Here is a 21,393-nt window from a genome sequence, read left to right as displayed (position 1 = left end):
GCACAGGCGGCAACAGAATCCGCAAGGCCGGGATCAGGTGCCCATGGTGACCTTGACCCACGACCAGTAGTGCGCCGCGCTGGTGTAGACCTCGGGCGTGTTCAGGCATCCGGTCTCGCCGCCGCTGCGGCTGGTCACGCCGACCACCTTCCAGCCGGTCGACGTCCGATACAGCAGCGGGCTGCCGGAATCACCGCTGCAGGCGCCGGCGGTGTCGTTCTTGCCCCGCGCCGCGCACAGGTCACCGGGCGTGGCCTGGAACTCGTCGCCCCACCTGCAGTCGGAATACGGCAACAACTTCGTGTCGAGCTGGCGCAGCTCCCGCGGTATCGATGTGGCGTCCCCGTCGACCGTGAAGCCCCAGCCGATCATCCGTACGGGCGCGCCCTCCGGTGCGCGAGCGGGCTGGATCGTCGGCGCATCCACCGACCTCATGAGCCGGATCAGGGCGATGTCGCCCATGCTCTGGGCACCCGTGCCCCAGAGCGGGTGGACGATGAATTCGGCGATGTCGACCGAAGTGCCGCCCAGGTAGTCGTTCGAGCCGATGCTGACCTTGAAGTCGGCCGGCAGCCGGCCCGCGACACAGTGCGCCGCGGTCAGCACCCAGTCCGAGTGGATCAGTGCGCCACCGCATCGGTGCGGCGAGGGCCGCGTACCCTGATCCCGGTACTGAAGCGAGACCGCGAACCGGTATTGCTCGGTGGCCGGATCGCCGCCGATGATCCTTGGATCACGGTCCGCTGACGCGGTCCCCGCCGCCATCAGCGTCAGCGCGATGGTCGCGGCGAGCGCGAGGGCCATGCGCACAAGCCTGCTCGTCATCAGTCTCCCTGTGTCTCGTCCGGCTCGCCCGTCCGGCGCGCCCGGCGACGAAGCTACGCACGACCGGCTTCATCTCGACTTCTGAGAAAAGGTGACCTACACCGCGCGGGCCCCACCCCGCCCCGACGAAAAGGCTGACATATGAAGGCGCCGGGAAATGTGCGCCTGCTCGCCCTTGGTTTTGGGTATTTCGGAACGAAGAAGTCTCGCTACGGTTCTGGTGGCCGTCGAGTTCGGCTCGAATTCAGCGGGACCGCGTATGCGTCGCCGCAGGCCGATGCCGACGAGTTTCCCGGGAAGGCCTGCATTCCTTCCTGCGACCCTGGGCGGTGAGCGGCCCGGCATCGCCTACCGTGCCGCGTGCGGACACCGGCTCGCGCTCGACATCATGAGCGGCGTCGGCCCTCTACGCGCCTGAAGCACCCGACCTGCACCGCATGGAGGCGGATGAGTATGGTTCCCGGATGACGGAAGATGATTTCCGGAGATCGTTGAGTCGTGCCGGGCAGCGAGCGGCGGGGACTTCGAGGAGCAGGCGAGCCGGGCACGGGCGACGCCCATTCGAATGAGCGCCTTCCACGTTGACGAAAGTGAGCAAGGGTGAACGGGTACACAAACGTACTGGACGGCAAGAAGGCGCTGGTCATCGGCGGCGGAGGCGGAGGCATCGGCCGCGAGATCACGCGCGCCTTCGCGGCGGCCGGAGCCGGCCTCGCCATCGCCGATATCGATGCCGGACGTGCGCGGGAGGCGGCGGCAGAGGTCGCGGACAGGGTCAAGGCCGTGGGGCTGACCGTCGACGTGCGGTCCCGGGAGGGCGTGGCGAACCTGGTGTCCTCGGCGGCCGAGCAACTCGGTGGCCTGGACGTGCTGGTGACGGTCGTGGGCGGGCAGGCGGCCTTCGTCCCGGCGGTGCCCTTGCACGAGGCGGCCGACGAGGACTGGGACACCATGTTCGAGCTCAACCTCCGCTACGTGGCCAGAGCGGTCCAGGCCGCCCTGAGGATCTTCCGCACCAACGGGGGCGGGACGATCGTCAGCATCGGCTCGATCACGGGATACCTGGGCAGCCCGCTCCAGGGCGCCTACGGGGCGGCCAAGGCCGGCCTGGCCAGCATCGCCAGAACGGTCGCCGCCGAATACGGCCCTCAGGGGATTCGCATGAACGTCGTGGCATGCGGAGCGATCGCCACACCTGTGGTGGCCGCGCTCGCTGATCCCGACGACGACTACACGATGATTCCCCTCGGGCGGCCGGGGCGTACGGCCGAGGTGGCGGACGCGGTCGTGTTCCTCGCCTCTCCTCTTTCCTCCTACATCACCGGCCAGAGTCTCATCCTCGACGGCGGTCTCGCGGCACGCGGACCGTTCTCCTAGCGCGGCTCACCTCCGCGACCGCAGGGCTCTGCGGTACGGTGAGGCGCCGGCGCATCCAGGCCAGGGTGTCGTCGAGGCGGTCGCCGCCAGAGGGCGGCGACCGCCTCGACGAACTGGACCTGGGAGCCGTGGGCGCGAGGACCATCCGGCGCGCGACGGCGGCGCGGACCGCGTCCAGATCATGGGCGGGACGAGCCGGAAGGCGCCCTTCCCAGCGGCCGTGGCCGCCGGCGGCGGCGGCGACCGGCGCGGCGCGACCACTTACCCTGCCGGGTTCGGGCTGATGCCGAGCTGACCGGTGATGGTGGCGGCGTCGAAGTAGATCCGCTCACAGATGATCTTGTCGCCCTCAGGCCCGTCGAAGAAGAAGAACGCCACCACCGGGCAGCGGAAGCTCCGGCCGGTGGGCGGGATGCCGTACAGCTCGCCCAGGTGGGTGCCGAGCAGGTCGAACTCCGCGATCACCGCGGTGTCGGAATGGTGCAGGCGGACATTGTCGTGACGCTGGTTCGGAAAGGCGGTCCTCGTCCTGTGGTAATAACCCCGCACCTGCTCCTCGCCCTCGAAGACCTCGCCGGTGGGGATGAGCTCGTAACGAGGGTGGGCCATCGTCGTCATGGTGACGTCGAATTCCTGAGCGGCCTCGGACTCGAAATGGGTGCGGACGAGCGTCTCACGCGCTTCGCGCACGGTTGACGACGTGGTCACGATGGGCCTCCCGGCGAACTCGGTGCGGACGCGTCATGATTACGAGGGAGTATTGATTTCGGGGTGGCGCCTGTCAACTCGCTGAAGAAGAGCGGACATGCTGAATGCAATATGTCCGGCAAAAGCCCGGCTGATGCCCCGCATCGTCGCCATTCGGTGGCCGACGACCGCCGGCCCAGCAAACCGTGCGTACGTGTCCACGAGCTTCTCCTCTTCCACCTGGCGTACTCGATGAATTTCGGGTCTGCGGCGACGGCGTGAATTCGGCGCGGTCGCCGGGGTCCTCGCGCAGCCGCCGAACGAGGGGCGTCGATCCGCTGGGCGCGGTCGGCCGCGTCGCCGGGACGACGGTGAGGTCGTCCCGGTTTTGGACCGCTCGGGCGCGGGGTGGCCCGACAGGTGCGGGAGCGAGGGGTGAGCTCTCCCGGCATGGCTATCGCTGGTCGTCGTACGGCGTGTCGAGGGCTTGGGTGCAGTGCTCGAGTAGTTCTACGAGCCGGCGGCGTTGCGGTTCGTCGAGCCCCGCGACCATGCGATCTTCGATGGCCCGGGCCTTGACGTCCGCTTCCTTGAGGAGTTGCCGCCCTTTGCCGGTCAGGTGGGCGTCCAGGATGCGGCCGTGACCGGGCCTCGGGCGCAGTTCCAGCAGGTCTCGCTGCTGTAGCTCGGCGATGAGCTTGTGCATGGTCTGGGCAGCGACGTGCGTGTAGCGCGCCAGCTCGGCCGAGGAACTGCCGGGGGTGCCGGCGATCCGGTGCAGCACCGTGTTCTGCACGGGAGTGAGGTCCAGGTCGGCGAGGCTGTGCCGGAGCGCGGCCCGAAGAGCGTTGGAGGCGCGGAGCAGGTGACTGAGCGGTTGGTCCACCCTTGACACTGTATCAGCTTTACTGATACTGCTCTATATCAGTAAAGCTGATAACTCAGCGGAAAGGAGGATCTCATGTCTTCATCCACCGCTTCCCGGCCAGAGCCGGCACGCAGGCGCTGGTGGGCCCTGACGGTGATCGCGTCAGGACAACTGATGGTGGTCTTCGACGTCACGATCGTGAACGTCGCGCTGCCTTCGATCAGCCGGACGCTCACCCTGCGTGCCGCCGATCAACACTGGGTGATCACTGCCTACACGCTGGCCTTCGCCGGGCTGCTCCTGGTCGGCGGCCGTGTCGCCGACCGCATCGGTCGCAAACGGGCGTTTCTCATTGCCCTGGCGGGCTTCGCCCTCGCTTCGGCCGTCGGCGGCTTGGCCGAGAACCTGGCCGTGCTGGTGACGGCCCGCGCCGGTCAGGGCGCGTTCGGCGCGCTGCTGGCACCCTCCGCATTGTCGCTGGTCGCCGCCACATTCCCTGACCCGCGCGAACGGGGCCGGGCGTTCTCGGTGTTCGGCATGGTGATGGGCGGCGGCTCCGGCCTCGGGCTGGTGCTCGGCGGGCTGCTGACGGAGTATCTGAGCTGGCACTGGGTGATGTACATCAACGTCCCCCTCGCCTTGCTCGCCGCGGTCGGTGCCGCCCGGGTCCTGACCGACAGCCGCGGCAGCGAGCGTCCGCGGCTGAACCCGCTCGGCGCGGTACTGGCCACGACCGCGCTCGCGATGCTGGCATACGGGCTCAGCGCGGTCGCCACCAACGGCTGGTCCGCCCCGCTGACCATTGCCACTCTCGCCGCCGGTCTCGTCCTCGGGGTGGCCTTCGTGGCGGTCGAAGCACGCTCCCCGGACCCCCTGCTGCCCCCGCGCATCGTGGCCCACCGCATCCGTGGCGGTGCCTACCTGGCGTTCGTCGTGGTCATGATCGGCATGTTCGGGATGTTCCTGCTCGTGTCGTTCTACCTGCAATCCATCGCCGGCTACAGCGCGCTGCAGACCGGCCTGGCGTTCCTGCCCTTCGCGGGCACCGTGCTGATCGCTTCCACGCTGGCCGGGCGGCTGACGATCCTGCTACGGCCCGCCCTGCTCCTGGGCGCCGGGCTGGCTCTCGCCGCGGCGGGCATGGCCTGGCTCGCCCGGCTCGACGTCGCCGGCGGCTACGCCGTCCACGTGCTCCCCGCGCTGGTGTTGTTCGGGGCCGGGCTCGGCCTGATCTCACCGGTGGCCGCGAACCTCTCCACCTTCCAGGTCGCCGATCGCGAGACCGGTGTCGCCAGCGCGCTCTTCAACGCCTCCGAACAGGTCGGCGCCTCGATCGGTCTCGCGCTGATGAGCACCATCGCCGCCACCGCCACCGCCGCTCACCCGTACGGCGGGCGTCTGGCGGCGACGGTGCACGGCTACGCCACCGCCACCGCCTGGGCGTCGGGCATCCTGGCGGTCGGCGCACTGGGCGTGCTGATCCTCCTCAGCACCCGGCCGGACAGCCGCACGTCTCGTCCCGCAGTGCCCCTGAGCCGCGTCCTGCGGCTGTTTCGCCCGCACCGGGCCACACTCAGCGTGGTCGCGCTGCTGGTCGGACTGTCCTCCCTGGTGTCGGTGGCCTCGCCGTTCCTGCTGCGGGAAATACTGGACGTGGCCATCCCGCAGCAGCGCCTCGGCTTGCTCAGCCTTCTGGCCGCCGGCATGGTTGCCGTGTCCGTCTCCACCAGCGTCTTCAACGTCGCGCAAACGTACCTGTCCACCCGCGTCGGCCAGAGTGTCATGCACGGGCTGCGCTCAGCCGTCTACGCCCGGCTGCAGCGCATGTCGCCGGCCTTCTACACCCGCACCCGCACAGGGGAGATCCAGTCCCGCATCGCCGGCGACATCGGCGGCATGCAGGCCACCGTCACCTCGACCGCGACCTCGTTGGTGTCCAACCTCACCGCCGTCGTGGCCACCATGATCGCGATGATCGCCCTGGACTGGCGACTGACCATCGTCTCGCTGCTCCTGCTGCCTGTCTTCGTCCTGATCAGCAGGCGGGTGGGCGCCGAACGCAAGGACATCACCACGCGCCGCCAGAACCAGCTCGCCACCATGTCCGCCGACGTACAGGAAGCCCTGTCCATCAGCGGCATCCTGCTCGGCCGCACCATGGGTCAGGCCCATGCGCTCACCGACACCTTCACCGCCCAATCGGCCGTCCTGGCCAAGCTCGAAGTCAGCTCCAGCATGACCGGCCGCTGGCGCATGGCGGGCATCCAGATCGTGATGACCGCGCTGCCTGCTCTGATCTACTTCTACGCCGGCGCCACCAGCGCGCTCGGCATCCCGGCCACCACCCTGGGCACGCTGGTCGCCTTCGCCACCCTGCAACAGGCCCTGTTCCGGCCCATGCTGTCGCTCCTGACCACCGGAGTCAGCATGCAAAGCTCGCTGGCCCTGTTCGGCCGCGTCTTCGACTACCTCGACCTGCCCATCGACATCGCCGAACCCGTCCGCCCGGCATCCCTGCCCCGCGTCCGCGGCGAGATCACCTTCACCGGCGTCACCTTCGCCTACGACCCCGGCCGGCCCACGCTCACCGGCATCGACCTGACCGTCCCCAGGCAGCAGCCTGGCTGTCGTCGGCGAGAGCGGCTCCGGCAAGACCACCCTCGGCTACCTCGTGCCACGCCTGTACGACGTCACCGGGGGCAGCGTGCGCATCGACGGTGTCGACGTCCGCGACCTCGGCTTCGACACCTTGGCAGCCGCGGTCGGCGTCGTCTCCCAAGAGCCCTGCCTGCTGCACGCGTCCGTGGCCGACAACCTGCGCTTCGCCAGACCGGACGCCACCGACGACGAACTCGTCAGGGCCGCCGAGCTCGCCCAGATCCACGACCACATCACCGCCCTCCCCAACGGCTACGACACCCTCGTCGGCGAACGCGGCCACCGCTTCTCCGGCGGCGAGAAACAACGCCTGGCCATCGCCCGCGCCGTCCTGCGTAACCCGCCCATCCTCGTCCTGGACGAGGCCACCAGCGCCCTGGACACCGAAACCGAACACGCCATTCAGCAAGCTCTCACGGCGTTGTCGGCCGGACGGACCACCATCACCATCGCCCACCGGATGTCGACCGTCGCAAGCGCCGACCAGATCGTGGTCCTCGCCGGCGGCCGCATCGCCGAGCGCGGCACCCACGACGAACTGCTCGCCCTGGACGGCCGGTACGCGGCCCTTACACGCAGGGGCGCGCACCCGGCACTCGCCGCCTGACCTCGCCCGTCCCACCCGCATCAGCACCATGCGCGGCTTTCGGCCGCGAAGTCCAGCCATCCACCCTGAAAAGGAGAGTGATCATGATCAAAGTAGCGATCATCATCGGCAGCACCCGCCCCGGACGCAATGGGGAGGCCGTGGCTCGTTGGGTCCGCGACCTGGCGATCAAACGCGGTGACGCCGAGTTCGAGCTGGTGGACCTCAAGGACTTCGACCTGCCGCTGCTGGATGAGGTGCTGCCGGCGTCGATGGGTCGATACGACCTGCCCCACACCCGCGCCTGGGCCGCGAAGATCGCCTCCTTCGACGCGTACGTGTTCGTGACGCCGGAGTACAACCACTCGACCTCCGGCGCGTTGAAGAACGCCATCGACTTCCTCTACGGCGAGTGGCACAACAAGGCGGCCGGATTCGTCGGCTACGGCGTCAACGGAGGTGCCCGCGCGGTGGAGCACCTGCGGCTGATCATGGGCGAACTCCAGGTCGCCGATGTGCGCGCCCAGGTCGGGCTGTCGCTGTTCAGCGACTTCGAGAACTTCAGTGTCTTCGAACCGGCGGCCCACCACGAGGATGCGGTCGGCACCATGCTCGACCAGGTGATCGCCTGGGGCGGCGCGCTGCGTACGCTGCGCGAACGCCAGGCCCCGGTCGAGTGATCTCCCGGCAGGGAGATGACGGAGCGTGGGGCGGCGCGCAGGTCCCGTTGACGAGTCGTGCGGGCCTGTCCGAGAAGGCGCCGCTCCGGACGAAGTGGAGCGAGGCGGGTGCGGGGCCGGCAGCCCGCCTCGCTCCGGCTCTATCCGGCCACCCTCACCCCTCGGCCGGACGGAGGGGCCTGGCGACCTTGCGCGGGACGGCCCGGTCGGCCTGCGCGGGTGCCAGGTTCTGGGAGAGGGCGCTGGTCAGGACGGCGTGCGCGGCGCCGTGCGTGAGCTCCAGGATCACCGTGTTGTTGACATTGGTGATCGTGTCGCACGCCTTGTGGTAGCACGGGTCGTACGGCTGCCCCGCGACACCGCCGAACAGCGCCGCCTCGGCCGCGGTCTTGATGCCCTCCGAGCCGCTGAACAGGCCGCCCGTCGGGATGCCCGCGTCGAAGAAGGGCACGTAGTCGGAGCGGAAGTCGAAGACGGTCGGCGCCAGCGGAAGGCCGCGCCCCTCGAAGTAGGAGGTGAAGACGCGCTCCAGCTCGCCCGACCCCTCCGGGCCCGGCACGCCGAACTCGGAGCCGTCCCCGTCGTAGACGAACCGGGCGAAGTTCGGCGAGCCGATCATGTCGAAGTTCAGGTTGGCCGCGATCGCGCCGAGCTGGGCGTCGGTCAGGTTGTCCACGTAGTGCTGCGAGCCCAGGCTGCCGAACTCCTCGGCCCCCCAGAACGTGAACCGCACCTTCTGCCGCGGCGTGATCTTCAGGGCCGCCATCTGCCGCGCGATCTCGACGAGCGCCGCGACCCCGGAGCCGTTGTCGTTGACGCCGGGCCCGCCGGTGACCGAGTCCAGGTGCGCGCCGACGACGAGCACGTTGCCGGGGTCGCCGCCCGGCGAGTCGGCGATGATGTTCGACGTCACCGCGTCGGGCCGGATCTCCGTCCTGGTGATTACGCTCAGCTCGGTCGGCCCGGCCTGCGCCGAGGCGTGCAGCGCCGCCCCGTCGGCGTAGCTGAGCAGCACGACGGGGACGTGCGCCGGGGTGAACAGGCTGCCCGGCACGAGCGCCTGGCGGCCCTCCTGGCCCTCGTTGAAGATGACCACCGCGTCGTAGCCGGCCGCCTCGGCGTTGGCGACCTTCACGGCGTAGGAGCAGGTGCCGCGCTGGATCAGCACGATCCGCGGCTCGGCGCCGGCCGGCGTGAAGTCCCCGGGCTCGCAGCCCGAGGTCGAGGAGTTCGGCTGGGCGCCGGGCGGCACCTGGACGTCGTTGGTGGGGACGACCTGGCCGGTGACGTCGCCGCTGTCGGAGAAGTCCATCGCCAGCGTCTCGTAGGTGACCTGGTTCGGCGACGTCTGGGCCAGCGTGGCGGGCGCGAGCTCGCGGTAGAACGGGAAGGTGAAGCTCTGCTCGGTCACCTGGTAGCCGGCGTCCGCCAGGGCCTTCTTGACGTAGGCCGCCGACGCGTCGTAGCCCGGCGTGCCGGAGGCCCGGGTGTTGCCGTTGGCGCTCGCGATCCGCTGCAGGGCGCGCGCGTGCCGGGTGACCCCGTCGAGGGTGATGGCGCTGCGGAGTGCGCCGGTGTCGACGTCCGCGGCGGCGTCGGCGGCGGCCGAGGCAGGTGGCGGTGCGGCGCCCATGGCCGCCGCGGCCGCCAGCATCGGCGTCAGAAAGGCCGCCACAAACCTAGAGAATCGGGGCAACTGTCCCTCCTGAGGGATCATCGGTTTCTCGAACGAGAGGACGCGGCGGTCGCGGCCTCGCCCGGGAGTGATGGGTTTTGACGGAGGCCGGAAACCTAGTCAGTGCCGGTTTCACTCCCGCTTCACTCCGCGCAGGGTCGAAGCTCTCAAAAGTCCTTCAAGGTGGAACGGGTTGGTCATGCCACCTGCGGTGATCTTGGCGGAATGAGGCGCAGCGTCACTTACCCCGTTCTGAGCGGGTCGGCTGCGAATCATGAGGATGTCGAAAAGAACGAAGCGACTGAAGCGATCGAGGTTCGCGAGCCGGCCGTCCGGCGGCGCCGCCTCGCCACCGGTGCGCCGACGACTTAAGTCCGCTATATGTCCCCTTGTCGTCCTGTTTATCCCGTGTGCCCGTCCTGATAATCGGTACTCAATCACAAGGAGGCGACATGGTCTTTCCCCGGACGGGATGGAAGAGAGCAAGCGTCCTGCTGGGCACGGCCGCCATGCTGGGCGCGGCCGTCTCGGTGCTGACGAGCGGGGCCGCGAGCGCCGGAGCCGGTCAGGCTCGCGTGGCCGCGGCTCTCGCGGTCGCCTGCGGAGACGGTCCCTACAGCGGTGGATACTATTTCGACTCCTCCTATTACAACCCGGATGCGTGCGGCAAGTGCCAGACGGCGGGCGCCCGGCTGGAGGCCACCGGCCACTGGCGCGCCTACTGCAAGAAGCGGTATAACCCGGCCGGCACGATCACCCGGGTGGATCTGTTGCGCTACTGCGTGGCCTGCCGCGGCGACGAAGCGGCCCGCGTCATGTGACCGGCGGGGGCACGCCGCTGCCCGGCATGCCCCGCCCGCGGTGAGAGCACAGGATGCAGTTCTGAGCACGGCCGGGTCCTGACTGATCAGCGATCCGCCCCCTGACGGATCCGTCCGTCATCCACCCTCGCGAGGAGCCATCGACATGAGAGCACGAAACCCGCGACGAAGCAGAGCCATAGCGATCGCCTCCGGGGTGCTGGCCTTCCTTGCCGCGACGGTGTCCGGCGGCGGCACCGCGGCCGCCGGCGCCGCCTGCGCTTCCGGTACGTTCTGCATCTACCGGCAGGCCGACTACTGCTGCACCGCGTTTCAGATCACCCCCGCGCCGAGCGGCACCTGCCAGACGTTGAGCACCTCCTACTGGTCGTACATCAACAAGCGCAGTATCGAGGGCTACTTCTACTCGACCACGAACTGCACGGCCGGGTCGGTCAGGGCCGTCAATCACGGCAGCCAGGCCAACATCGGGTTCGGCGCGAGGAGTTTCAAGCACGCCTGCGTGTCCTGCCGTACCGCGCACGGTTCCGGCTGACGCGCCCCGCGGGCCCACCCGCGGGCCCGGCGGCGTGCTCGCGGCGAGCGAGACGGCGGGCCGCTCCACGAGCAGGTCGGCGACGGAGCGGGCAGAGGCGATGTCCTCGAACGGCGCGCCCCTTGACAGCGCCGGCCCTCGTCGAGCAGTTCGCGCCAGCTCGGGGTCCTGGGCGCGCGGCCCGGTCGAGGATGCATCCGAAGCGCAGGACGTCCACGTCGTCGGCGCCCACCCGCAGCAGGTATCCGCCGGGCCTCGTCTCTATCCATCGGCTGCCGAGGGCGCCGCGCAGCCGCGCGGCGCAGTTCTGCAGGCTCCTGCGGCTGTCGGCGGACCACACATCTCGGCCCGCCGATCCATGGACACCGTCCTGCCCGCGGACGTGGCCGGAGCGCCCGGCAACGTCCTCAGTCGGTCGGCGGTCAGCCGGATCGGCCGCCCCCGACCGATCAGACGGCATTCGGGGCACTTCACCTGGTCATCATCCCGGATCCGCGGCGTCCGGGCCCGGTCGGAAGGCGTTCCCGGACAGCAGAGGTTCGGACGGCAGAGCCGGCATCCACGGCAGACCGTCGCGAGTTCGCGGCTTCCGCGAATCGCGACGGTCTGGAAGGCGGCACAGCGACCTCCGTGTGATCGGCCGGACACTGATCTCACGATCGCGCGGGGACCGTCACCGGGCCGTCCGGAATCGAGGCCGGCTCACCGAGCCGGCAGGACCGGTGACGGTCAGGACGGCACCTTCACGCTGTGACGGGCCCCGACCGAGGCACTGCTGCCCGGTGCGACCACCAGCCCGGAGCCGGCGCATCCGGGGTCGTTGTAGACGATGACGGGCACGTTGGTGTCGTTGGCGACCTGGGAGATGGCGAAGGCGGTGTTGATGCACCCGGCCTTCGGGTTCAGGACCACCAGACTTTGTCCCGACCCGCGGAGACTGAGCTGGCCGGTCGCCGCCATGGCCGGCGTGGCCGCGATCGCCAGCGCTGACGCGGCCGCCGCCGTCGCGATGGCATAACGAGCGATGATGCGCATGAGAAAACCTCCTGTTTGGGGCACATGCCGGCGCTGACACATCCGCCTCCCGACGTCGGTCGACGGGCGCGACATGCCATCCATGGTCGCGGCGCCCGACTTCAATCAGGTGTCAGCTCCGCTCAGGGGCCGAACTGCACGCTGTAGGCGGCCCCGGTGTGCTCGCCACGGCAGGAACATGGTCACGACCAGCTCCGCGGGGTGCTGTTCGGGGTGCTCGCGTCGGACGCGGCGGCGGGCACGTCCGGGAAATGACCGGTTCACTGTGGACCACGTCGGTCAGCGCGAGGGCGGCGACGCCGGAGGGGTGTCGAAAGCAGCACGATGATCCAGGGCCCAGCTCTCGAACGTGCCCGGCGGGCGCCCGAGAATCCTTCTCACCTCTTCCGTGATGCGGGCGTTGCCTCCTTCCCGCGCCCAGGTCGCCCCGGCGACGACCGTCTCGATGGCAGGGCCGGCCATCCCGGATGACCGCATCCGCTCGCGCGCCTGGTCGGGTGGCACGTCAACGGTGGTGATCTGCCGTCCGAGCACGCGCGCCAGGCGAGCGACCTGGTCGGGGACGCTCAACAGCTCCGGGCCCGTCAAGGTGATGGTCTGCCCCGCTCCGACACCGGAAAGCAGGCATTCGGCCGAGACGGCGGCCACATCCCGCGGATCGATGACGCCCTGGAGACCGGAACCCGTCATGTTGGGGATCGGATGGCCTTGGTTGATCGCATCCGCCCATCGCAAAAAGTTCGAGGCGAAGCTGGACGGGCGCAGGATCGTCCAGGACAGCCCGCTGGCGGTCACGGCGTCCTCGGCCGCGCGGTGCCAAGTTCCCACGATCCTGTTGTTCGGCCCCCGGGCGCCGGCACTGGTGGCGGAGAGCTTGACGATTCTGCTGACGCCTGCCGATCGGGCCGCACGGAGAATCGCCCGGTCGTGACGCGGTACGGGCGACTCGGGCGTCGTCAGCAAGAAGACCACCTCCACGCCGGCGGTGGCGGCGTCGAGGGAACGCTGATCGTCGTAGTCGCCCTTGACGACGTCGACGAGCGGGTTCTCGGGGAGCATGCCGGGGTTGCGCGCGAGGGCACGGACGGGCACACCACGGGAGGTCATGACCGCGAGGATCGCGCTACCGACAGTGCCCGTCGCGCCGGTGACAAGGACGTGAACGTCGGACATCGAGCCAACACCTCACTGTGGCGGCAGCCAGGGCGCCATGACTGTGCATGCAGGCGCCGCGGCAATTCTGGTCGTGGCGGACGCCGAGCTCGAAGACATCACGATCTCAGGTCCGGCTGGGGGCGGTAGGCCGGGAAGAGAAAACCGGCCAGGAACATGAGGGCGGCCATCCCTCCCGCCACCGCGAACGCGGCGAACGCGGCGACCGGAACGGAGAATCCATGGTTGGCCGTCTCGAAGAAGACGGTGCCGAGCAGAGCGGCGCCGACAGAGCTTCCCCCTTGCTGAAGTGCCGACAGCGCGCCCGTTGCCGTGCCCATCTCATGAGGTTCGACGTCGGCGAGCGACAGCGCGAAGAACGGCCCCATCATCAGGCTGGATCCCAGCCCCGCCACCAGCAGAGAGGGCACGAGCCGCCACGGCGTCACGTCCATCCACATGACCCACGACAAAGACACCAGGCCGGCGACGGTTATCGCGGCGCCGCCGTGGAACACCCTTCGGCCGTACTTGCTCAGCTTCGGCATCACGAGCGAGCCGACGATGATTCCCGCTGTCATCGCCGTCCCTGTCACGCTCGTCTTCGCCGGCGAATAGCCCAGCCCGAGCTGTAGGTACAGGGTGAAAGCCAGCCCGAAGCCGGAGAGCGCGGCGAAGTACATCAGGCCCACGGTCATCCCGGCGACATAGGAACGTTTCCGGAAAAGGCCCGGCACGACAAGAGTGTCGGCGCCCCGGCGACTCCTGCGCGCTTCGTGCCGGCCGAAGACGATGAACGCGGCCAGCGACCCGCCCATCATCGCATACGTCCAGATCGGCCAGTCATACTCGCGGCCCTGGACGATCGGGAAGACCATCAGGAGCGATCCCACGGAAGCCAGGGCCACGCCTGGCCAATCCAGTTTGACCGCCTGTGAGGGTGGATCGGGTGGCAAGGTGAGCAGCGCGGCCAGCCCGCCGACCACACCTATCGGCACATTCACCAGGAAGATCATCCGCCAGCCGGCGCCCAGCAGGTCGGCCTCCAACAACCAGCCGCCGAAAACCGGCCCGCCCAAGGAAAAGACGGCCATGAACGGCCCCATGGCGTTGAACGCCAGCGACAGACTGCTCGGCGGGAACATTTCCTTGATGATGCCCAGGCCCTGCGGAATCATCGCCGCGCCGAACAGTCCCTGGACGGCCCGCACGATGATGAGCATTTCCGATGTGACGGCGGCCGCGCACAGCGCGGAACCGAGCGTGAAGCCGGCCATGCCGATGAGGAACATCCTCCTGCGGCCGACGATGTCACCGAGCCGGCCGCCCGTGATCAGGCCGCAGGCCAGGGCCAGGGTGTAGGTGGCGCTGTACCACTGAAGATCCGACGTACCGCCCTGGAGGCTCGACCGGATCGTCGGTCCGGCGAGCACCGTGACGGAGACATCGAGCATCTCCATGGCGGAGCCGATCATGATGACGACCAGAGCGGGCCAGCGCCACCGATAACCGGGGTCCGTCTCGTGCTCCCCCCGTTCCACATCATCTTCGGCGACGCTCATCTCTCTCCTGTTCGCTCCCCGGCGGGCCGCATTCTCATGGCGAGCCGCGGCCTACACCCGGGGGTGGAAGACGGCGCGCAGCCCACGGGGGACGAGCAGTGCCTGCGGCGCCGGCACAGCGCTCTCGAGGTTGGTGACTTCGATGTCGAACCTTGTCGCGAGCCAGGCGGTGGCCAGAATCAACTGCAACATGCCGAGCTGGTTACCGAGACAGATGCGCGGTCCCGCGCCGAAGGGGAAATACGCGTATCGGCTATGAGGTGTCTCGCCGTCGAGCCATCGTTCCGGAAGGAATTCTTCCGGGTCCTTCCACCATCGGGGATCCCGGTGCACCAGATAGGTACAGAACATCAAATGTTGTCCGGGCTGCAGATTCCACTCCCCCACGCGTGCCTCACGGACGATGTCGCGCCCCATCAGCCACGTGGGCGGATACATCCGCAGCACTTCCTTGATCACGGCTTCGGTGTAGGGGAAGTCGGCTGTCCCGAGGGGATCGCCTGACGTGGCGAGGTCCACCTCGTCGGCTTCGGCTCGCACGCGAGCCGCGAGGTCCGGATCCATCGCGAACTGGCGCACGATCCAGCTGAGGGACGCGCCGGGCACACCATGAGAGGCGCGGAGCACCACGTTGAGTACGTCATAGATGGCTTCGTCGGTCAGCTCCGCTCCCGCACCATGAAGCAGTTCATCCAGCAGGTCCTGGGTGTGCGGCCGGACGCCCGCCGCCCGTCGGCGTGCCACCTGATCGAGGAGCACCGACCTGACGTCCTGCGCGGTACGGCGGAACCTGCGGATGCGGGGAGTGGGCAGCCAGTGCGGCAATGTCAGCGAGCTGGACATCAGCGCGGCTGCCGCTGTCGCCGCCCTGTCCACGGCCTCCGCGACCGCCCGCACCGATTCCCGGTGCGCCGGATGCCCGCCCAGGCAGAAGTCGGCGATGGCCTGGCCGGAGAAGGACTTCATGAGCGAGAGGACATCGATCTCCCGGCCGGCCTGCTCATCCATGATGGCGGCGAGTTGTCCCACCAACCGGGAACTGTGGGCCGCCGATCCGGACGGGTTCATGCCACGCCAGCCCTTACGCCGTGTCGACATCCAGACGGGCAGCCGGCGGTCGATGATGTCCTGAAACCTGGACGTCGCACCCGACACGAGCGGGCTCTCGGCACGGAATTCCGCGTTCGTCCGGACCAGAACGTCGTGGATCAATTCCGGATCCTGGACGACGACCGTTGAGGCGCTGAAACGGAATACGTCCCCATATTCGCGTTGGGTTCGCGCCAGGAAACCCAGGCGGTCGCGGTCGTACTCGTAGGTGTTGCCGATCAGGAATTGGCCGGGCGGGCCGGGGACTGGCTGATATCGGTCGGACATCGATTCCATTCCAGGAGAGAGGTGGGTCCGGCCTCCTGGCCGGACCCACCGGCATTCATCCGGTAGGCGTTGCCCAGTGGTAACGTCCACCCATCTTGCCCCTGTTGAGGCGCAGAACCGTGAGCGTCATGATCTTCGTCATGTGAGATCCATCTCCCTCCGGCAGCCGAAATACCTTTACAAAAGACCACGTGTGCCCAAATCGCGCGGTACGTGCCTCTTTTGCGCGGTCAGAGTAACCAAGGGCAGCTTCATACCTGCTCCACATCTGTTTCTGCGATCGCAGTGGCTGCCGTTCGGCGGCGACTGAGGCCCTGGTAACTTTCCCGGGGACGGCAGTCTCGACGCCCGCCGCGGCCGCGGGATGAATCCTCGACGGCGACGAGAGGATCGGCGGCACACACCCGCTCACGGTGGCACTCGATCGCATCGCTCACGGTTCGCACCTGATCCGCCGTGGCGCCATCTCACCGGACTTCCTTCAGGCCACACGGTCGGCCGCGGCTTACTCGGGCGTTCTCGCTGCCGCCGGGTTTCACCTTGAGGACGCCTCCTGTCACCGTCCCAGAGCCGGCCGCCATGCATACGGGGCCAAGAGGGTAGCTACCGGACTTTTTGCGGGCATTTCAGTGGCAATCGGTGGCCCGGCTCTGCCGGGTGGTGGACCCGCGTAGGCCAGGCGAGACAGGGGCGTGCTCCGGCTCCGGGCGAACCGTCACGACATCTCGGTGGCCCCCGCAGCACGAACCGCAGCACGAACCGCCTCATGAGCGGCCGCGGGGCTGAAGTACATGTGAAACAGCAGCATGGTGACCTCGTGTCGCCGGCTCCGGAGGGCATGTCCGGCGAAATGGTGCCGCCGGTTCTCAGGAAGGCCGTGACCCCGGATGCGGACGACGTGTTGCGGGGCCACGGGCACGCGCACGTGGCCCGGCGCTCGCCGGCCGCGGCCGGGAAAGCGCACGGAGCATCGTCACCTATGCAGCTGAGCCACTGATGAGAACGATGAGAACGATGAGGAAGCACACGATTCACAGCCACCGGCCCGCGGCCGCGCCACGAACGGCCGGTCCGCGCGTTCGCCCACCTGCCCGGCCCGCCCGGGGTCTCCGCCCGGACGCGGTGAGCCGCCGCGTCGATCGCGGTGGCCGGCGCAGCGGCGGTGACCGTCGTGCCGGGGCGGGTGCGGGAGGTGAGGTGTCATGACCGCGCTCCGGTTCTCGGTGCTCGGCCCCCTGACGATGACGCGGGGCGGCACGAGATGCCCCATCCCAGGGGGTAAGGTCCGGGTCCTGCTCGCCGCGCTCCTGCTGCGGCCCAACCAGTTCGTCACTTTCGACCAGCTCTCCGAACGCCTGTGGGCCCAGCAGCGGCCGCGTAATCCGCGCAGGGTCCTGCAGACCAACATCGTGCGCCTGCGGCAGTCCCTGGAGCTGAGCGAGGTGATCCGGACGGAGGCGGGTGGCTACATGGTCCGTCTGGAGCCCGACCAGCTGGACCTGCTCGAGTTCCAGCAGCTGATGCGGCGGGCGGCCGCGACGGCGAACCCGCTGCTGGAGAAGCACTTCCTGCACGACGCGCTCGACCTGTGGGCGGGACCGGCGTGCGCCGACGTCGAATCGGACACCCTGCACCATATCGACGTCCCCCCTCTCACCGAGCAGCGCCTGCGTGGCCTCGAACGCCGCATCGCCCTCGACCTCGAGCTGGGAGCCGACGCCGCGCTGGTCGCGGAGTTGCGGGCGCTGACAGGAGAACACCCGCTTCGGGAGCGCCTGTGGGCCCAGCTCATGACCACCCTTTACCGGACCGGCCGGCAGGCCGAGGCGCTCGGCGCCTACCGGGCCGTCACTCGCCTGCTCAAGGAGGAACTCGGCATCGGCCCCAGCGCCGACCTGCATCGGCTGCACCAGGCCATCCTCAACCAGGAGCATCTGCCTGCGACGCGTTCCCTCACGCACGCTCCGGCGATCGAGGACGGACCCGTCCAGGCGCAGGTCCCGCGCGAGGAGGAACCCGCGCTGGGGGCGTTGGTGCGGACCTGGCGCAGGCGGGCTCTGCTGACGCAGGAGCGGCTGGCGGGGCGGGCATGGCTCGCCGTCCGGACCATCCGCAGGCTGGAGGCCGGTGAGCTGCGCCGGCCGCGGATCGCCTCGGTCCGGCGGCTGGCCGAGGCGCTGGGCCTGGACGACGCGGAGTCGGCAATTCTGGTGCGGGCCGCGCGGGGGAGCGGCGACGGCCCTTGCCTGGTGGAAGTGGCGCCCCCGCGGGTGCCCACGACGCTCTCGCCCGACGGCCGCTCACGCCCGCCGCACCTGCGCTCTTCGCCGGCCGGCGCGGGTTCTCCCGCCGGTCGGCTGCCCGAGCCCGCGGCGCGGTGGAACGCCAACGGCGCCGGCCTGATGACGGTGACGCCGCGGCAGCTGCCCGCCGACGTGGGCTCTTTCACCGGCCGGCAGCCGGAGCTGGCCGCGCTGCTCCAGGTCGATGACGCGACCGCGGGAATGGTCACGACCATCGAGGGGATGGCCGGGGTGGGGAAGACCGCGCTGGCGGTACATGCCGCTCACGAGCTGGCCGGGCGTTTCCCCGACGGCAATCTCTTCGTCGATCTGCACGGTCACGCCTACGGCGTGGCTCCGGCCGATCCGGCCGACGTTCTCGTCCGGATGCTGGAGGTGCTGGGGGTCGCGGGCCAGCCGATCCCCGAGCATCTCGACGACCGGGCGGCCCTGTACCGCAGCGTGCTGGCCGGCAGGAGGATGCTGATCCTGCTGGACAACGCCGCCGATGAGGCGCAGGTGCGGCCGCTGCTGCCCGGTGAGGGCGGCTGTCTCGTCCTGATCACCAGCCGGCGGCGGCTGGTCGGCCTGGACGGGGCCGCCACGGTGTCGGTGGACGTCCTGCCGCAGGCCGACGCGGTCGCGTTGTTCGCCGCCCTGGCCGGACCACGGCGCCTGGCGGGCACAACGGCGGAGGATCTGGCTCAGGTGGTGCGGCGGTGCGGGCTGCTGCCGCTGGCCATCCGCCTGGCCGCTGCCCGGCTGGCGGCCCATCCCTCCTGGAGCGTGCGTGACCTGCTGGAACGGCTCGGCCGGCAGCGGCGTGGGCTGAGCGGGTTGCACGCCGGACAGCGCAGCGTCAGCGCGGCCCTGGAGTCGTCCTACCGCGCCCTTCCCACCGTCGAACGGCGCGCCTATCGCCTGCTGGGCCTGCACGCCGGTGTGGACGTCACCCCGGAGGCGGCCGCCGCCCTCCTGGGCACGACCGCCGCACGTGCCTCGGTGCTGCTGGAGCGGCTGATGGAGGTCCACCTGCTGCAGGAGCCCGCGCCCGGACGCTACCGCTTCCACGGCCTGATCCGCGCGCACGCCGCCGACGAGGCCTCCGCGCGGGAATCCGAGGCCGGCCGTCATGCGGCGCTGTCACGGCTGCTGGATCACTACAGCCTCGGGGCGTCGGCGGCGATGGACCGCCTCCACCCCTACGAAGCCGCCATCCGGCCGGCCCCGCCCCAAGGACAGGAGCCGGCCCCCGCGATCCGCGACGCGGGCCAATGGCTGGAGGACGAGCTGCCCAACCTGCTCGTCCTCGCCCGGTACGCGGCCGAGCACGGCTAACCCGGCCACATCCGGCACCTGTCGTCCACCTCGCACCGATGCCTGCCCACCCCGGGCCGCTACGGTGAGGTCGTCACCCTCCTCCAGCGCCCGCGGCGCCGCCGACAGCGCCGGTGAGATGGAGGCGCTCCTGAGGGCACCGCACCAGCGAAGTGCGCGCGCTGCCTGGGCGGGGACGGCTCGAACCCGCCGCCCGCCACCTGGAACAGGCCATGTAGCGGCGGAAGCCGGAGGCGAAATACCGGCTGGAGGAGCACCCGATCACCGCGACGCTGCCGTCCTCCTCGGCCGGCGTGCGTTCCGCCGCGCCATCTTCGCCCGCGGCACGTCGCCGTCCGTCCGCAGGATCAGCGCCCGCTGCAAGGCCACCTGACGCTCCTGCGCCGAGCGTGATCAGCCTGTGGATCGTTAGGGTCGTCGTGTGCGCGTCCGTCAGTACGTCTACTTCGTCATGAGAAGCGACATCCTCTCGGCTGCGGAGATGTCGGCGCGGATCGGCTTGGACCCGGACGAAGTCATGATCCAAGGGAGCAGGAGCCTGCGGCCGCTCCGTCCGGCCGTGCATGCCTGGAAGATCACGTGCCGTGATCCGGGGCTGACCGTCGATGAAATGATCTCTCGTGTGGTCGACCGGCTGGAGCCGTTCGGCGAGGCCATCGGCGGGCTGGTGGAGGAGCTGCACCTCGGCCGCACCGGTTCATGTGCCGTATTGCAGGTCGTTCGCTACTTCGACGACGAGGAGGGCGAGGTGGAGGACCTGCGCTCGCCGGACCCGGCCCTAGAGAAGATACCGGGACAACATCAACTGCTGGGCTGGCACGTGGACGGCCGAGTGGTGCGGTTCTTGGCTTCGACCGGAGCCGAGCTCGATGTGGATGAATACGGTTAGGAGGCCCGCCGATCTCTCCCAGGAGCTCGGCGGCGGTCACCGCGTTCACGCCGACGATCGCCATCAGGCCTGGAAGGCGGGCCTGAACCAGCGGCTCGAGCTCCTTTCCGATCGTGTCGATCTCGATGCTGAGCGGGTCGATGAGGGCGATCTGCGCCACGGCGACGCGGCGGGCGGTGATGGCAGGCAAAGGATCTTGCGGGTGGTGAGGAGGTCACGTAGCACCGGGTTCTTCATGGCCTGCTCGAAGTGCATTCATGCTTCGATGCCCGTCGAGATGTCTGAAGCCTAGGTTGCGTTCCGGAGCCGTTGTCGGCCTCCGCCGGGTTGGGGTCAGTGAGTGTGCCCTGCCCGGTCGTGAACGCACTGAGCCGGAGGCCGAGCATGCCCGATGAGATTCCGACCACTGATGATCGCGAACCGGCGCTGGTCGTGACGTTGATGATCGACCACGTACTCGACCTGGCGGCGACCTGGACAGCATGGGACGGTCGCCCGGTGCGCGCCGATGAGCGGATCTACACCCCGCACAAGGCGATCCGCCGAGTCACCGATCACCTCATCGATCACCTCGCCGAGGTGGAGGCACGGCTGGCCGGCAACCCCACGATCCCTGATCGCTGGCACGCGTCGGCGAGCACAACACCTGCCGATCTGGCGCCCTTCACTGACCAGGACCTGGCCGAGGCCAGGAGCCGACTCACCCGGCTCAGCCAGATCTGGGCCAGCCGACTGACCAAACTCACTCCGGACCAGCTCGACCGATCGCCCGGTGCGGGCTGGACATTCCGGCAGATCGTGTTCCACCTGGCCGGCTCGACCTACTACGCCGACGCCGTTGGGGACCTCTCGGCGGTTGGATCCGATCGTTGACCTCTCATCAGCTGCTCGCGAGCCCTGTCCCACACCCCGGCCTGTGCCAGTCCCGCCACCTGCGCCAGCAGGTCATCCGCGATGGGTGTGCGCCGGTCTTCGAGGAGCGGGTCGCCGCGACGCCGGAGCTGCAGGGGCCGACGGGGTGCATCCGTCGCTCGACGGGCAGGTGG

17 protein-coding genes and 2 pseudogenes are annotated in these 21,393 nt (G+C 69.3%); 11 read left to right on the top strand and 8 right to left on the bottom strand.

All coding sequences use genetic code 11. The features are described 5' to 3' along the window. Window positions 1-33: 33 nt before the first annotated feature. Entirely contained in the window at window positions 34-825 is a 792-nt protein-coding gene (locus E1292_RS24490) for a S1 family peptidase (protein WP_132597552.1), read from the bottom strand. Window positions 826-1,425: 600 nt separating this feature from the next. Between E1292_RS24490 and E1292_RS24485 the strand changes: the two genes are divergently transcribed. Continuing rightward, on the top strand, window positions 1,426-2,202 hold the full coding sequence (locus tag E1292_RS24485) for an SDR family NAD(P)-dependent oxidoreductase (protein ID WP_220447043.1): 777 nt from the start codon (window positions 1,426-1,428) through the stop codon (window positions 2,200-2,202). A 261-nt stretch (window positions 2,203-2,463) separates the two neighbouring features. On the opposite strand, the gene E1292_RS24480 is transcribed toward E1292_RS24485, so the two are convergent. Then, complete coding sequence (locus tag E1292_RS24480; RefSeq protein ID WP_132597551.1) at window positions 2,464-2,910, bottom strand: ester cyclase; 447 nt, start codon at window positions 2,908-2,910, stop codon at window positions 2,464-2,466. A gap of 433 nt (window positions 2,911-3,343) precedes the next feature. After that, complete coding sequence (locus E1292_RS24475) at window positions 3,344-3,775, bottom strand: MarR family winged helix-turn-helix transcriptional regulator (RefSeq protein WP_165974713.1); 432 nt, start codon at window positions 3,773-3,775, stop codon at window positions 3,344-3,346. A gap of 75 nt (window positions 3,776-3,850) precedes the next feature. Here E1292_RS24475 and E1292_RS55025 point away from each other — a divergent pair. The 4 genes and pseudogenes from E1292_RS55025 to E1292_RS24465 all read left to right on the top strand — a co-directional run. Beyond that, window positions 3,851-6,097: pseudogene (locus tag E1292_RS55025) on the top strand (DHA2 family efflux MFS transporter permease subunit); the annotation flags it as partial. A 280-nt stretch (window positions 6,098-6,377) separates the two neighbouring features. Continuing rightward, window positions 6,378-6,728: pseudogene (locus tag E1292_RS55020) on the top strand (ATP-binding cassette domain-containing protein); the annotation flags it as partial. 147 nt (window positions 6,729-6,875) lie between these two features. Further along, entirely contained in the window at window positions 6,876-7,022 is a 147-nt protein-coding gene (locus tag E1292_RS55015; RefSeq protein WP_281284054.1) for a hypothetical protein, read from the top strand. A gap of 83 nt (window positions 7,023-7,105) precedes the next feature. Continuing rightward, complete coding sequence (locus tag E1292_RS24465; protein ID WP_132597549.1) at window positions 7,106-7,681, top strand: NADPH-dependent FMN reductase; 576 nt, start codon at window positions 7,106-7,108, stop codon at window positions 7,679-7,681. 154 nt (window positions 7,682-7,835) lie between these two features. Here the strand turns inward: E1292_RS24465 and E1292_RS24460 are convergent, their stop codons facing one another. Beyond that, window positions 7,836-9,356, bottom strand: a complete 1,521-nt coding sequence (locus E1292_RS24460) for a M28 family metallopeptidase (protein WP_220447042.1) — start codon at window positions 9,354-9,356, stop codon at window positions 7,836-7,838. Between the two features lie 452 nt (window positions 9,357-9,808). Between E1292_RS24460 and E1292_RS24455 the strand changes: the two genes are divergently transcribed. Further along, window positions 9,809-10,177: a hypothetical protein gene (locus tag E1292_RS24455; RefSeq protein WP_132597548.1), complete on the top strand. Its 369-nt coding sequence runs from the start codon at window positions 9,809-9,811 to the stop codon at window positions 10,175-10,177. A gap of 145 nt (window positions 10,178-10,322) precedes the next feature. Beyond that, window positions 10,323-10,712 (top strand): hypothetical protein, encoded by a 390-nt coding sequence (locus tag E1292_RS24450; protein WP_132597547.1) that lies wholly within the window; start codon window positions 10,323-10,325, stop codon window positions 10,710-10,712. 729 nt (window positions 10,713-11,441) lie between these two features. On the opposite strand, the gene E1292_RS24445 is transcribed toward E1292_RS24450, so the two are convergent. The 4 genes from E1292_RS24445 to E1292_RS24430 form a co-directional block, all read right to left on the bottom strand. After that, a complete protein-coding gene (locus tag E1292_RS24445) occupies window positions 11,442-11,747 on the bottom strand; it encodes a hypothetical protein (RefSeq protein WP_132597546.1) in 306 nt (101 codons plus the stop codon). Between the two features lie 279 nt (window positions 11,748-12,026). Continuing rightward, complete coding sequence (locus tag E1292_RS24440) at window positions 12,027-12,920, bottom strand: NAD(P)H-binding protein (protein WP_132597545.1); 894 nt, start codon at window positions 12,918-12,920, stop codon at window positions 12,027-12,029. A gap of 98 nt (window positions 12,921-13,018) precedes the next feature. Continuing rightward, on the bottom strand, window positions 13,019-14,461 hold the full coding sequence (locus E1292_RS24435; RefSeq protein ID WP_132597544.1) for an MFS transporter: 1,443 nt from the start codon (window positions 14,459-14,461) through the stop codon (window positions 13,019-13,021). 51 nt (window positions 14,462-14,512) lie between these two features. Then, window positions 14,513-15,838 (bottom strand): cytochrome P450, encoded by a 1,326-nt coding sequence (locus E1292_RS24430; protein ID WP_165974712.1) that lies wholly within the window; start codon window positions 15,836-15,838, stop codon window positions 14,513-14,515. A gap of 1,202 nt (window positions 15,839-17,040) precedes the next feature. Between E1292_RS24430 and E1292_RS24425 the strand changes: the two genes are divergently transcribed. The 4 genes from E1292_RS24425 to E1292_RS24410 all read left to right on the top strand — a co-directional run bounded on the left by E1292_RS24425 (window position 17,041) and on the right by E1292_RS24410 (window position 21,220). Further along, window positions 17,041-19,458 (top strand): AfsR/SARP family transcriptional regulator, encoded by a 2,418-nt coding sequence (locus E1292_RS24425; RefSeq protein WP_132597542.1) that lies wholly within the window; start codon window positions 17,041-17,043, stop codon window positions 19,456-19,458. A 421-nt stretch (window positions 19,459-19,879) separates the two neighbouring features. Then, window positions 19,880-20,347: a DUF4279 domain-containing protein gene (locus E1292_RS24420; RefSeq protein ID WP_132597541.1), complete on the top strand. Its 468-nt coding sequence runs from the start codon at window positions 19,880-19,882 to the stop codon at window positions 20,345-20,347. Continuing rightward, window positions 20,328-20,639 carry a hypothetical protein gene (locus E1292_RS24415; RefSeq protein ID WP_132597540.1) on the top strand — a complete coding sequence of 104 codons (312 nt, stop codon included), beginning with the start codon at window positions 20,328-20,330 and terminating at the stop codon, window positions 20,637-20,639. Before E1292_RS24420 ends, E1292_RS24415 begins: the two co-directional genes overlap by 20 nt. A 65-nt stretch (window positions 20,640-20,704) precedes the next feature. Further along, complete coding sequence (locus tag E1292_RS24410) at window positions 20,705-21,220, top strand: hypothetical protein (RefSeq protein WP_220447041.1); 516 nt, start codon at window positions 20,705-20,707, stop codon at window positions 21,218-21,220. Window positions 21,221-21,393 lie beyond the last annotated feature (173 nt).

The sequence above is a fragment of the Nonomuraea deserti genome, from assembly GCF_004348685.1.
Taxonomy (GTDB): Bacteria; Actinomycetota; Actinomycetes; order Streptosporangiales; family Streptosporangiaceae; genus Nonomuraea; species Nonomuraea deserti.
Note: the sequence above shows the minus strand (reverse complement) of the source record. Positions and strands in the feature narration are given on the sequence as shown.

What these genes read in the sequence shown, in the direction of transcription:
- E1292_RS24490 (WP_132597552.1), bottom strand. Translation starts at nt 825, where the DNA reads ATGACGAGCAGGCTTGTGCGCATGGCCCTCGCGCTCGCCGCGACCATC.
- E1292_RS55015 (WP_281284054.1), top strand. Translation starts at nt 6,876, where the DNA reads ATGTCGACCGTCGCAAGCGCCGACCAGATCGTGGTCCTCGCCGGCGGC.
- E1292_RS24465 (WP_132597549.1), top strand. Translation starts at nt 7,106, where the DNA reads ATGATCAAAGTAGCGATCATCATCGGCAGCACCCGCCCCGGACGCAAT.
- E1292_RS24455 (WP_132597548.1), top strand. Translation starts at nt 9,809, where the DNA reads ATGGTCTTTCCCCGGACGGGATGGAAGAGAGCAAGCGTCCTGCTGGGC.
- E1292_RS24450 (WP_132597547.1), top strand. Translation starts at nt 10,323, where the DNA reads ATGAGAGCACGAAACCCGCGACGAAGCAGAGCCATAGCGATCGCCTCC.
- E1292_RS24445 (WP_132597546.1), bottom strand. Translation starts at nt 11,747, where the DNA reads ATGCGCATCATCGCTCGTTATGCCATCGCGACGGCGGCGGCCGCGTCA.
- E1292_RS24440 (WP_132597545.1), bottom strand. Translation starts at nt 12,920, where the DNA reads ATGTCCGACGTTCACGTCCTTGTCACCGGCGCGACGGGCACTGTCGGT.
- E1292_RS24435 (WP_132597544.1), bottom strand. Translation starts at nt 14,461, where the DNA reads ATGAGCGTCGCCGAAGATGATGTGGAACGGGGGGAGCACGAGACGGAC.
- E1292_RS24430 (WP_165974712.1), bottom strand. Translation starts at nt 15,838, where the DNA reads ATGTCCGACCGATATCAGCCAGTCCCCGGCCCGCCCGGCCAATTCCTG.
- E1292_RS24425 (WP_132597542.1), top strand. Translation starts at nt 17,041, where the DNA reads ATGACCGCGCTCCGGTTCTCGGTGCTCGGCCCCCTGACGATGACGCGG.
- E1292_RS24415 (WP_132597540.1), top strand. Translation starts at nt 20,328, where the DNA reads ATGTGGATGAATACGGTTAGGAGGCCCGCCGATCTCTCCCAGGAGCTC.